Here is a 12908-nt window from a genome sequence, read left to right as displayed (position 1 = left end):
TCAGCCAGGGTTTGAATGCTCAAACTTCCTGGAGTTTTCCCATCTAGCTTTTTGTTTAATAATTAATCAGAGGAAAAACCCAGTATGTCTCTACCATTACTTCAGTACAAACCCACCACTCAAAATAACCGAGTCACCAGCTTTGGTATAGCTGACCAGAATGAAGATACACCATATATCTACCGAATTGAAGATGTCAGTTCCTACACTGATATCCAGAGCATCATTTGGGCTGGTTATCGCCAAGTTTTCAGTGAACATGAAATTCTCAAGTTCAACCGCCAAAAAGCTCTGGAATCTCAACTCAAAACCGGTGCTTTATCTGTGCGTGACTTCATCAGAGGTTTAGCTAAGTCTGAAGCCTTCTATCGTTTAGTTGTCTCGGTCAACAACAACTACCGTTTAGTAGACATCACCCTGAAGCGTTTATTAGGCCGTGCTTCCTATAACAAAGATGAACAAATCGCTTGGTCAATTGTCATTGCTACCAAGGGTTTTGGCGGCTTTGTGGATGCTTTAGTAGATAGTGACGAATATACCAAAAACTTTGGGGATAATATCGTACCCTACCAGCGCAAACGCATGGAAGGTCGTCCCCACAACTTAGTCACACCTCGTTACGGCGAAGACTTCCAAGAAAAAGCCGGTACGGTTCAGACCGATTGGCGCTTCACTTTGGAGAAGTTCTATACCCGCAAATTCCAAGAAAAACGCCTCGCCGAAGGTGACCCCCGCAAATATGCTGATATGGCAGCAGCAGTTGGTGGTAAAGGCAACTATGCTCAAAAGCTTTCTGCATTTGATATTGATTATCTCAATGCCGTTCCCTACCGTAGTGGTAGTAGACGCTAAGATTTAAAATCTCACTGTCTAAAACTAAAATTTTATACTGGGTCTAGTTTTTGCCTTCATCTGACGACGGGTTTACAGTTTTTCTGGGACTTTGGCGTTATGTTAAGTGGAAACTAGACCCAGTAGCTGTTTACTCCTCAAAACTCCCTTGCACTTTCGGCAACTTGTCTCAAAGCCAAAAAAGCCTCTTTTAGAGGTTGAATGACAGCACTTTCTGGTTCTGCTAGCACTAGCTGTTGATAAGCTTCCAAAAACTGTGACCTTAGTCGATGGAACAAATGCAGAAAGTGACGCACAAAGCTGATGCAATCCAAAACCACAATCTCTATACCGCCTGTACGCTCGTACATACTTGAGGCATATTCCCGAATATCTTCCTCAATCACATCCGTGGTGATAAAAATATAGTTGTCAACTCGATTACCAGTACTATTAATTTTTTGCAACACACGGTCAATATCGCCTAAAGTAACACGCTTGGTCTTCATTTCATAGCTGGTAATCACCTTGTCATCATCAACTAAGGTAATTTCCATATCTCCCAAAGCGCCAGTCTGTTCATCCGCAGCATTATGGGATTCGAGAGGTAAAAAACGCTCTCCTATATATTGTTCTGCTACTTGATAGGCAGCAGCAACAATTAGTACAGGAAGGCGGCTTGAATTTCGGCAAGCCAAATGCTGTGTTAGGAGTGTAACAATTTCCTCTGCTGATAGAGGTATTGTGTCTTGGGATTTCCTCAAATCCGCCAGTCGTGTTTCCATGCGCTGCTGCTTCTCATTCCGAACAATAATCAGACAGCGAAGAGTTTCCGCCAGCAGTTTCTCGGCAGTTATTCTACCTTGATGAACATGATCAAGTAATTGTAATGCCGCTTCGTAGAGTTTAGGTGGTCGTCCTACCAGATTTACTGTTGTAGTTAAGGTGACGTTACGGTTCCGCAGGGCTGGTGTGAGGAACGCAGTGGTAGGATTGCAAGGCAAATCGTACTTGTTAATGAAGGTTGTAATATAACTTTCATCGTAGTAGCGCCCAGAGTAAGCATCTGGTGTGCCTATTTCAGTGTAAGGCTTGCGGATATCGACATCCGGACGGTAAATTGCTGCTAAAGAGCAGGCAAGTAACAAACGAACCACAGCACGATTACGCACACAGCGCGATACATAATCAATTTTTTCAGCGATGCTGGGGTCAGTTACAAGGGGTTGATTTGATGCTTCGGCTGTTTGCAAGGCTACATCAAGGATAGTTGGTGGGGTTGTGGACATGGAGCTATTTCTTGAATAGTGAGGGTGGAAATTGGCAAGTCATAATTTACCCAAAGTACTTCTTGCCGTAACTCCTTGACGGAATGGCACTGCTTCTGGGGCGCTTTGATGCAGATCCAATCATCATAAAGTTGCTGCATCAACGTACAATCATAGCCTGAAAGGGCAACCTTACCTTTAACCGAACGCAAAACTCCTGCCAATTCTCGATGCTCGTCATCGGTCATTTCATAAGCGTAAGCTTTGCTATCCCCACGGGAATCGTGAGGGTACGGAGGATCACAGTAAAATAAAGTTTCTGGACTATCGTACCGTTGAATAATATCAGTTGCTTGGTCGTTTTCAATTTGCACACGCAGCAACCGTTGTACAATTTCTGGTAGGTGATCAACACTACCGAGCCACCGAGAAACCGCACCAGCCATTCCAGCCCTACTGGTGAGTTTACAATGTGCCCATCGTCCCACACTGGCGGTTTGTGCCAACCCTGTTCTTACTTGTCGCGCCCGGACAAAAAATCGTCTAGCCCTTTCTAAATCTGATACACCTTCGTGATCATTGCTAATGGCAATGTGAAATTCTTCACGGGAAAATGGTGTTAACCCAATAGCCTGGATAAGTTCATCTTTTTGGTCACGTAACACCCGAAAGAAGTTAACTACCTGCCCATCAATATCATTATAGGTTTCCACAGGTGCAGGTTCCCGGTTTAACAACACCGCTGCAGAACCCCCAAACGGTTCGCAATAGTGAGTCGTTTTGGGCAACAATGGCAAAAGCCAGTCTAAATGACTGTACTTACCACCATACCAACCAAATGCAATTTTTTTTGCCATCAAAGCCGACCTCTAATAGAGTGTTCCAAAAGTGGTGCTTATGCTAAATAATTTACAAATTCTATATGCAACTTAAATTATAGCGATCGCCTGAAACATTTGTGTATCTTGGTAATGATGTTTGATTGAGAGAATCAACCGATGGCTTTGATGTGAATTTTGGCTAATCACACTTATACGAATCCGGCATAATTGTGTCTTTGAGAATAGCACCCTTGAGGTGAGCATTTTGGAGTTTAGCACCCCTCAAATTAGCCCCTGTTAAATTAGCCCCTGCTAAATTAGCTCCTGTGAGGTTAGCCCATGTCAAATTAGCACCGGTCAAATTAGCTTCACTGAGGTTGGCTCGTAATAGGTAAGCACCACTCAGGTGAGTTTGGTGTAAATTAGCTTGGCAAAAGTGAGCTTGATAAAGATAAGCTCCGTTTAATTGGGCATGGTATAAATTGGCTTCACTTAAATCAGCAGCAATTAAATTCGCTGCAATGAAATTTGCAAAACTCAGGTTAGCTCTGATTAACTGCGCCTTACCTAAATCAGCATCTCTGAAGTTAGCGTCTGTGAGGTCAGTTCCAATCAGGTTAGCTGCAACCATGATCGACCTTTCCAGATTGGCGCCATTCAAGTCAGCCCCAATCAAATGAGCATCACTTAAATCTGCTTGGGTAAGTGTAGCACCGCTCAAATTAGCTACGCTCAAGTTAGCCCCCCTAAGATTAGCTTCTATCAGCTGGGCTTGGTGCAGGTTAGCGCCACTGAGGTCAGCATTACTCAGGTTGGCTCGCACCAGTAAAGCATGACTTAAATTGACTTTATTTAAGTTCACCCCTTGGAGGTGAGCGCCTCTGAGGTTGTTTCCTTGTAAGTTGGCGGCGCTAATATCTACTTTCACCAGGGGATTTTGGTGTTTCCATTCTATCCATGTCACCGCACCTGCTTTGAGTAAAGCCAGATGCTCTTGATTTGCCATTTTTGCTCCTTTACTCATTTACACTCTGGGGGTTGGGGCGACCGGGGACATTTTCAATCGCTGCTAATGCGCCAGCAGCACCTGCGAGGATATCCTGTTCCGCACCACCTAAATACAACCGTCCAAAACTTCCTACAGCTTGCACTTCCAGAATATTAATTCCCGCAGCTTTCTCAGCTTCATTAGCAGCTAGGGCGGCGTAAGCTGCGGGTTGAACTTCTAATACATATAGTGTTTGTCCTGCAAGGAGTAGCTGTCCTCGCCGTGTGCGGTTAATTAACTGGGTCTGGTAAGCATCAATGTTGCGAATAATCTGGTTAGAAACTACGCGGGGTTTGAGACATTCCTCTTTTTTCACTCCTAGTGTTGCTAAAATCGCCTGACCAGCGGCCCGGGTTTCTCCTTGGGAGCTAGAATGAATTTCTAATAAACCGTATAGTCGTTCAACTATCTGCACTCCTGGACGCACAGAGGCGGATTTGAGCGCTACATCGGTAATGCGATTAATTTCAATACCGGGAGAAATTTCAATCCACAGTGATGTATCTCCCGGTAATGGCAAAAAACCTTGGGCTACTGTTCCCATATAGGCTGCATGTTGAGGTTGCAGGCTGTCGAGAAATACAAAACTGCGTAATTCTATTCCCAAGGTGATGCTCTCCAGTCATGTGGATAAAAGTTATGTTTGGCAATTTATGAGTGTGATCCTAAAGTACCATAACCGCTCTGTTAAACTTACCCAAAACTACCCACTGGCAATTTTAGCGTTAACTTCTTGTTTCATCGCGGTCTGAGAATGACTTCTCAGAGGTTTGTCCGCTCCGCAAGCAATCCCGGTAAAGCTTACCGTTTCTGAACGTTCAGGAATAAAAATATTCTCAAACCACCGGTCAATATTTTTGGCGGCGTTTAAATCTCTGTCTTCAGTGTGTCCACAATCGGGACAGATATAAACGCGGTTTTTCAGTGGCATTTTATGCCTATGATTACCACAGTTAGAGCAAATCTGAGAACTAGGAAACATCCTATCAACAATGATTAGTTGACTGGAGAATTTCTCCGTTTTATACTCTAACTGCCGCCTAAATTCATACATACCACAGTCAGCGATTGCACCTGCTAACTTATGGTTTTTGAGAAATGCTTTGACGTGTAAATCCTCTATCTTAATAACGCTGTGGTTCTTAGCTAGATAGTGAGTCAATTTATGGATTGAATCTTTACGGATATTTACGACTTTAGCGTGCAGTTTAGCCAGCTTCTTAACGGCTTTAGCGCGATTTTTAGAACCTTTTACTTTCTTGCTGACGCGACGCTGTAAACGCTTTAAGCGCTTACTCATCCGGCGATAAGCTTTAGGGTTAGAAAATACTTTACCTCTACTAGTTACAGCTAATTCCTTAATACCAATATCAACCCCAACACTAGGACGTTTGGCGTTAACGGTAGGTTTTTCTATCTCATATTTGATAGCAATAAACCAGCAGTTAGCTTGACGACTAATAACACAATTATGAATTGCTGTCACTGGTAACGGTTCTGCTAATCGCACCCAGCCAATACTAGGAAGCTTGACCCGCTTTTCATCATTTTTAATCCCTGGTTTGGCTTTAGTCCCAGACTCTAAATAAAAAGAATCGCGCTGACCTTTTTTCTTAAATCTGGGTTGTTTAGATGTTTTTCTGAAACATCTATCCCATGCTTGACGTAAATCTGCTAAAGCTTTTTGTGGGACATTTTTGTTAACTTCGTAATACCAATCATGCTGAGATTTTACCTCGGCAACTAATCGTTTGTGTAAATCAATTGCAGATGGAATCTTGACAGATTTATCAGTTTCCCGCAGTTTCAAAACTTCTATGATTGCAGCATTTCCCCAGTTGTAGGCGTGTCGTGCAGTACCAGAAGCTTTACGGAAGGCTGACACCTGTTTGTTGTTTGGTATCAGTGCTGTTTGAAAACTGAGTAACATTGTTCGACCTCCAATGTTTTCTTAATTTTGATATTATATACCCATAAGACCTACATCACCTTTGATAATGCGAAAGTCTAAGCGTTTTTACTGACACGCCTAGCTCTTGAGCAGTGTCGCCAATGGAAATAGTCATTTGATTGTTGTCCATAATAGAGTTACCTCGCTGTATGCACTCTATGATGTGTATATAATGGTAGTAATGTCTATATGTGGGTATAATTTAAGTTGCAGTTTAGTCCCCTAAGTACCCCTCAATCCTTACTCATTTATCCTTGCAATAGGAAAGAATCAGATAACGGACTATTCCTAAACGACTAATCCATTCAGCAACTGCTGTGGAATTTGCTGACTGCTGATTACCACTCTCAGACTGAAGTCGCTTGAGGAGGGGATAGGTTGGGAGGGTATTAGGGGTGATGTCTTCCTTGAATATGGGCGTAAAACCTGTACTTTGGGCAAGTTTTCTATAAGCATTGAGGGTGAAACTGCTGTCAACATTTCCGTAGGTATTACCAATGGACGGACCGAGCAATTTACCGGCGATTTTCATGAAGGGATAGACAAATTTCAGAGGTACAAAATCACAGATGGCGAGTTTTCCCCCTGGTTTGAGAACTCGCCATGCTTCTTGGAAAAACCTTTGACGACTGGGAAAATGAAAGATACACTCAACAGCCAGGACTAGGTCAAAGGAGCTATCTGCAAAGGGTAGTTGACAAGCATCCCCTTCTATAAATTCTATCTGGTTATGATTTTGGGGGTGAACTTGTTCTTTAGCTCTAGCGAGTTGACGGGGGTCAATATTTAAACCAACTAGCTGTAAATTCTCAAAGCGATCGCTCAGGCTAGAAATTGTCCCACCGAAGCCACAACCACAGTCAAGGATCTTTTGTCCATCTCCCGCGCCACCCGCATCACACACCCGGCGAGTTAAATTTTCTGCTGCTAATGCAAAGTCTTGTGCGGAACCATCGGCTGTGCTGGGATTCTCCCAATAACCCCAATGCACATGAAGACCAAATCCCGTAATTACTTCGGTATTTTTCTTTTCAAAGTCCTCAAATAACTGGTCAAAATATGGTAGTACAATTTTTGGCTGATTAGTCATTTACTTTCGTTAAAACTAATACCAATTTTTACCATGATTGCCTAGGGTGTGACAAGTGTTACTCCGAGTTTGGTATTAGTTTTATATTTTTGGTGAGCTAAGTGTGGTTAGCAGTAGCAATGACCACGGGACTTTAATATCTGGGATGAAATGCGAGTATTTTCTGATTGCGGGTAAGGCTGCGGGTATAATAAACTTGAGGGAACGTAGGGATGCCGGGCGATCGCCTTGTTCGTCTACAATTCCATATTGTTGAGCTAGTTCCGCCACTATCTGCACTTTTCCTGTACGCTCCATGATATTCGCATCAGCGGCCAAAGCCGCAATCACTCGCCCTGTTAATAAGGGAGTTTCCCAGTTATAACGGTCAACAAAGACTGAGTTTCTCGAGTCAGTCACATTTTGTGCTCCTATCTCATCTGCTAAGGCAGAAATATGCTCAGTACCCACAATCCCCGGCCACAGGTCAACAGAGGCGACATTATAGGGTTTAAGTTCCACCGCCATATCAGCTACTAGGCGGTCACAGGCGGCTTTTCCCACACCATAGGCGACACCGAAAATGGGGGACATACCCCCCCAAGAGGAAATAGTACAAATTAATCCCTGGCGACGTTGCACCATCATCCGTGCTGCAAAAATGCTGGCAACGTAGTGACTACGCAGACCGACATTATTAATATTATCCCACAGATCAGGTTCACACTCCCAGAAAGATTTTCCTTGAGTCTCTCGTAAAGACTGGACTCCTGAGAAAGCGTTATTAACCAGTAAATCTAGTTGTCCATGTTGCTCATCTTGGATGCGTTCAAACAGCGATCGCACTTGTTGATCATTGCTATGATCTACCTGGACGGGAATACATACACCTCCGGCTTCCTCAACGGCGGATTGGGTATGATTCAGATTACCGGAAATTCCGCCTATGGTATCACAATTATCTAAACTGCGTCCGGTAATATACACAGTTGCCCCAGCTTCACCCAGTGCAATAGCAATTCCCTTGCCAATTCCCCGGCTTGCACCTGTGACTAAAGTCACTTTTCCCTGAAGATTCTTCATGATTACAGACTAAAAAAGGGGATTAGGATTTACCATAGCAGAAAACAGGGCAGGAGAAAAGTTCTGATCCGGTGGTCACCAGTCCCGAAGTTGCCAACAAAGGAGTTATCAGTGGTATTACAAGCCCAAACCAGCACCTACGAAGCTAAAACTCAAGAAGTTGCTCGACAGCTTCTGGTCGCTACCCAAGAAAATCGTTCGTTTTTAGGTTCCCTACGCGATCAGATGCGCTGGGATGATAAACTGCTAGCCTGGGCAATGAGTAATCCTGGTCTACGGGTACAATTGTTTCGTTTTATCGACACATTACCCGCTTTACATAGTAAATCAGAAATTGCTGCACATTTACAAGAGTATTTAGGGGCAGAATCTGTAGAATTACCTTCAGCCCTCAAGGGGATGTTGAATTTTGCTCACCCTGATTCTATGCCGGGACAAGTTGCGGCGACAACTGTTTCTACGGCTGTGGAAACTTTAGCCCATAAATATATTTCTGGGGAGAATATTAAACAGGTCATCAAAACAGTTGAACGACTGCGGAAAGAAAAAATGGCTTTCACCATTGATTTACTCGGTGAAGCGGTGATTACTGAATCTGAAGCCCAGTCTTATCTAGAACGCTATTTAGAATTGATGCAACAACTAGTAGAAGCATCAAAGAATTGGGGGGTAATTCCGGCTATTGATGAAGCAGATGGGCAAATTATACCACAAGTTCAAGTTTCTGTCAAGTTAACGGCGTTTTACTCCCAATTTGACCCTTTAGACCCTCAAGGAAGTGAGGAGAAAGTTAGCGATCGCATTCGGATTTTATTACGTCGGGCGCAAGAGTTAGGAGCATCTGTGCATTTTGACATGGAACAGTACGCCTACAAAGATTTAACTTTAACTATTCTGCAAAAATTACTTTTAGAAGATGAGTTTAGACAACGTACAGATATTGGTGTCACCATCCAAGCATATCTGCGTGACAGTCTAGAGGATGGGAAAAAGTTAATTTCTTGGTTACAACAGCGGGGTTATCCCCTGACAGTGCGTTTAGTTAAGGGTGCATATTGGGATCAGGAAACTATTAAATCAGAACAAAAACACTGGCCCCAGCCAGTTTATAACGATAAAGCGGCCACAGATGCCAACTTTGAAGCCATTACCCAGCTATTATTAGAAAATCACCAATATGTCTATACTGCTATTGGTAGTCATAATGTGCGATCGCAAGCTCGAGCAATTGCCATAGCTGAAAGTTTAAATGTCCCCCGTCGTCACTTTGAAATGCAAGTGTTGTATGGGATGGGGGATAAGTTGGCTAAAGCCTTAGTTAATCAAGGTTATCGCGTCCGGGTTTACTGTCCCTATGGTGAGTTATTACCGGGGATGGCTTATTTAATTCGGCGGTTGTTGGAGAATACAGCTAATAGTTCGTTTTTGCGGCAAAATCTCGAGAACCGCCCCATTGAAGAGTTGTTAGCGCCCCCAAATGTGGAGTCCCAGTCCAAAGACCAAAGGCGCAAACAAGAAGGGGGGTTTGTCGGTGCTGCAGATACGGATTTTGCACACGAAGAGGTAAGAAATATGTTTACTGCGGCTTTAGCGGGGGTGCGGGAACAGTTGGGTCGGGTTTATTTACCTTTGGTGAATGGGGAGTATGTGAATACTCAGGAGTTGATTGATTCGGTAAATCCTGCTAATTTTGGTGAGGTGGTAGGTCGGGTTGGTTTGATTAGTGTCGCACAGGCACAAGAGGCCATGGAAGCTGCTAAGGCGGCTTTCCCATCCTGGAGGAAGACACCAGTACAGGAACGCGCAGGGGTGCTGCGCAAGGCGGCTGATTTGATGCAATCACGCCGTGCTGAACTAACAGCTTGGATTGTTTTGGAGGTAGGTAAGGTTGTTAAAGAAGCAGATGCAGAGGTTTCTGAGGCTATAGATTTTTGTCTTTACTATGCTGAGGAGATGGAACGCCTAGATAAAGGTGTAAACTACGACGTAGCAGGGGAGACAAATCGTTATATATACCAACCTAGGGGAATTGCAGTGGTGATTTCTCCCTGGAATTTCCCTTTGGCGATCGCCTGTGGTATGACTGTTGCAGCCCTGGTCGCAGGTAATTGTACTCTGCTCAAACCAGCGGAAACCTCCTCTGTAATTACTGCGAAACTCACCGAAATCTTAGTAGAGGCGGGGATTCCTCAAGGTGTATTTCAATACTTACCAGGTAAAGGTTCCCAAGTAGGTGCTTACTTAGTAAATCATCCTGATACTCATATCATCGCCTTTACTGGTTCTCAGGAGGTGGGTTGTCGCATTTATGCAGAAGCCGCAACCCTGAAACCAGGACAAAAGCACATGAAGCGAGTAATTGCCGAAATGGGGGGGAAGAATGCAATTATTGTGGACGAAAGCGCTGATTTAGATCAAGCGGTTGTGGGGGTAGTACAGTCAGCATTTGGTTACAGTGGGCAAAAATGTTCTGCTTGTTCCCGGGTAATTGTACTCGAACCCATATATGATACTTTTGTCCAGAGGTTAGTAGCAGCCACAAAATCCCTGAATATCGGAGCAGCAGAGTTACCTAGTACCCAAGTAGGACCGGTAATTGATGCTCAAGCACGCGATCGCATTTTGGCATATATTGCCACAGGTAAGACCCAAGCCCAAGTCGCCTTGGAAATGACCGCACCTACACAGGGGTATTATATCGGTCCAGTCATCTTTAGTGAAGTACCACCGGATGCCACCATCGCCCAACAAGAAATATTTGGCCCAGTCTTGGCGGTAATCAGGGTCAAAGATTTTACCCAAGCGTTAGCAGTGGCTAACAGCACCAACTACGCCCTCACAGGGGGACTATACTCTAGAACACCCTCCCACATTCAACAAGCACAGACAGACCTGGAGGTAGGAAATGTCTACATTAACCGTAATATTACAGGTGCAATAGTTGCCAGACAACCCTTTGGCGGGTTCAAACTTTCGGGGGTAGGTTCCAAAGCTGGAGGGCCTGATTATCTGCTGCAATTCCTAGAACCGCGGACAGTGACAGAAAACATTCAACGCCAAGGGTTTGCACCCATCCCCGGCGCTGATTGACGCTCCCCTCCCTATAAAGGCTATCCATTACTCACATCTTTCTTAACAATCTTGAAACATTTATGTGGCAACGGTTTCAACGCTTGAAAATTTCCCTACTCTTGACAAAATGTACCTTATTCTTTTTGATAAAACCCTTATTTTATTGAGAATCATCAACGGAGGATTAAGGTTTGGGGGTTTGCGAGCGATCGCTCTCACGAATGTTAAGAAAGATCCGGGTAATGGATAGCTATAAAGGGACGGGTATTCTTGCTTCAATGGACAACTTTACCCAAGCTTGTTACCAAGTCTGGGTAAAGGGTTATCTCTCCGCAAGCGTTAGCAGGGTCAATTTACGAGCGATCGATTACTTATTGTTGTGTTGGCATTTCACCGATTAACTTTAAACACTCAAATAAATTATAGAAAGGGCTAAGAAGAAGCTTTACGATTTACTGAATATGAAAGAACAAGAATTTCAAGACGCTCTCTTAAATTATTTACACACTTTACAACCTGCAAGTGTTTTTGTTACTGGACTAAATCTTCGCTATGAGATCGGCAAGTATCATACAGGCAAAACTTTTGGAATGCCGGATACCAAGCTTGATATTGTTGAATTTGATGAACAGCAAAATTTTCATCTTTATGAGCTAAAACTGATAGATAGTATGGAAATATGGACTGGTAAATTCTTCGGTCAAATTATGTTATATGATTATCTTTTCTCTACCGAACCTTGGAACGAGCTATTTGGACGTTTTATAACTCGTATAAACACTGATGTAAATTCAGTTCGAGGAGAATGGGAAAAGTTAACTGGCCATTTAGCCTTTGATTATGGGCAAGGGGAAGTTGCTGATGATAATGATCCTAGAGCGTATTTTACCAGTTGGAATTTAGTTGTTTGTGGTGGGCAAGGATATGAATTGGCTGCTGGGTTTAATCCAGTTATATGGTCTTTCTTGAACTTTGGTGAGCAATATTTTACTGCATCAACACCCCACTTTGATATTTATCACTTTTATAAAGATAATGACCATTTTGTATTAAAGGGACTGGAGGAAACATCTCTCTACCAAACTAACGGGTTAACTGAATATGCAAGGCAACAATTCAATAAGGATTTTCCTGAATTCTTTAAAGAAGAATAGGTTGGTTGATAGGTTGTCCGTGTTTGGTCAGAGACTACGAGTTATTACATGAAATATCTGAGACTTTTATCTACTTAACAATGATCTGTATCATGGACAAATAATTGGTATAATTTTTTGACTTTACTAAACTTTTCAAATACCCTCTGATATTGGCTTAACATCCCCACCCTATACAGGAATGGGGTATGACAGCGATTTCAGATCAAAAAACCTTCCTAAAACTTCAAACCCCAACCCGCAACAGCCAAAATACCCCAACCAATAATCAAAGCCACACCACCCAGGGGGGTGATTGCGCCGAGCTTGTTCAAACCAGTTACACTGAGGGCGTACAAGCTCCCAGAAAAAATGCCAACACCAATGATAAATAACCACCCACTAGCTACTAACATGGGTTGAGGTGAAGTTGTGCGACTAATTAGTAAGGCTATTAACAAAAGTGCTAAAGCGTGGTACATTTGATAACGAGCGGCTGTATCGAAAATTTCCAGCGATCGCTCACTGATTTGACCTCGCAAACCATGGGCTGCAAAAGCCCCTGCGGCTACAGATAAACCACCTAAAACAGCAGCTAGGCTGACAAAAACTTGTGCCATTGCTAATGATGA

11 protein-coding genes and 1 pseudogene are annotated in these 12908 nt (G+C 43.4%); 3 read left to right on the top strand and 9 right to left on the bottom strand.

All coding sequences use genetic code 11. The features are described 5' to 3' along the window. The first annotated feature begins 84 nt into the window (after positions 1–84). The gene (locus IM676_RS18720; RefSeq protein ID WP_200988266.1) at positions 85–852 is read left to right on the top strand and encodes a phycobilisome rod-core linker polypeptide; all 768 of its coding nucleotides are present in this window, start codon (positions 85–87) and stop codon (positions 850–852) included. Positions 853–989: 137 nt separating this feature from the next. On the opposite strand, the gene IM676_RS18715 is transcribed toward IM676_RS18720, so the two are convergent. From IM676_RS18715 to IM676_RS18685, 8 genes and pseudogenes are all read right to left on the bottom strand, one after another. Further along, a complete protein-coding gene (locus IM676_RS18715; protein WP_200988265.1) occupies positions 990–2120 on the bottom strand; it encodes a restriction endonuclease, SacI family in 1131 nt (376 codons plus the stop codon). Then, positions 2087–2956, bottom strand: coding sequence for a DNA adenine methylase (locus IM676_RS18710; protein ID WP_200988264.1), 870 nt, complete (start codon positions 2954–2956; stop codon positions 2087–2089). The genes IM676_RS18715 and IM676_RS18710 overlap by 34 nt, the downstream gene beginning before the upstream one ends. A 163-nt stretch (positions 2957–3119) precedes the next feature. Further along, positions 3120–3926 carry a pentapeptide repeat-containing protein gene (locus IM676_RS18705; protein WP_200988263.1) on the bottom strand — a complete coding sequence of 269 codons (807 nt, stop codon included), beginning with the start codon at positions 3924–3926 and terminating at the stop codon, positions 3120–3122. A 10-nt stretch (positions 3927–3936) separates the two neighbouring features. Next, positions 3937–4575: a hypothetical protein gene (locus IM676_RS18700; RefSeq protein ID WP_200988262.1), complete on the bottom strand. Its 639-nt coding sequence runs from the start codon at positions 4573–4575 to the stop codon at positions 3937–3939. A gap of 96 nt (positions 4576–4671) precedes the next feature. Continuing rightward, on the bottom strand, positions 4672–5898 hold the full coding sequence (locus IM676_RS18695) for an RNA-guided endonuclease InsQ/TnpB family protein (RefSeq protein ID WP_200988261.1): 1227 nt from the start codon (positions 5896–5898) through the stop codon (positions 4672–4674). Positions 5899–5974: 76 nt separating this feature from the next. Next, positions 5975–6049: pseudogene (locus IM676_RS20285) on the bottom strand (MerR family transcriptional regulator); the annotation flags it as partial. Positions 6050–6163: 114 nt separating this feature from the next. Next, positions 6164–7009 carry a class I SAM-dependent methyltransferase gene (locus IM676_RS18690; protein WP_200988260.1) on the bottom strand — a complete coding sequence of 282 codons (846 nt, stop codon included), beginning with the start codon at positions 7007–7009 and terminating at the stop codon, positions 6164–6166. 81 nt (positions 7010–7090) lie between these two features. Then, positions 7091–8071 carry an SDR family NAD(P)-dependent oxidoreductase gene (locus IM676_RS18685; protein WP_200988259.1) on the bottom strand — a complete coding sequence of 327 codons (981 nt, stop codon included), beginning with the start codon at positions 8069–8071 and terminating at the stop codon, positions 7091–7093. Positions 8072–8182: 111 nt separating this feature from the next. On the opposite strand from IM676_RS18685, the gene pruA reads away from it, so the two are divergent. Both pruA and IM676_RS18675 read left to right on the top strand, forming a co-directional pair. Continuing rightward, positions 8183–11161 (top strand): L-glutamate gamma-semialdehyde dehydrogenase, encoded by a 2979-nt coding sequence (gene pruA, locus IM676_RS18680; protein WP_200988258.1) that lies wholly within the window; start codon positions 8183–8185, stop codon positions 11159–11161. 443 nt (positions 11162–11604) lie between these two features. Continuing rightward, positions 11605–12297, top strand: coding sequence for a hypothetical protein (locus IM676_RS18675; protein WP_200988257.1), 693 nt, complete (start codon positions 11605–11607; stop codon positions 12295–12297). A 218-nt stretch (positions 12298–12515) separates the two neighbouring features. Here the strand turns inward: IM676_RS18675 and IM676_RS18670 are convergent, their stop codons facing one another. After that, positions 12516–12896, bottom strand: coding sequence for a DUF423 domain-containing protein (locus IM676_RS18670; RefSeq protein WP_200988256.1), 381 nt, complete (start codon positions 12894–12896; stop codon positions 12516–12518). Positions 12897–12908: the final 12 nt, after the last annotated feature.

Origin of the sequence: Anabaenopsis elenkinii CCIBt3563, from assembly GCF_015245355.1 — a bacterium.
GTDB lineage: Bacteria > Cyanobacteriota > Cyanobacteriia > Cyanobacteriales > Nostocaceae > Anabaenopsis > Anabaenopsis elenkinii.
The sequence above is the reverse complement of the archived record's forward strand: the minus strand, read 5'-3'. Positions and strand labels throughout refer to the sequence as shown.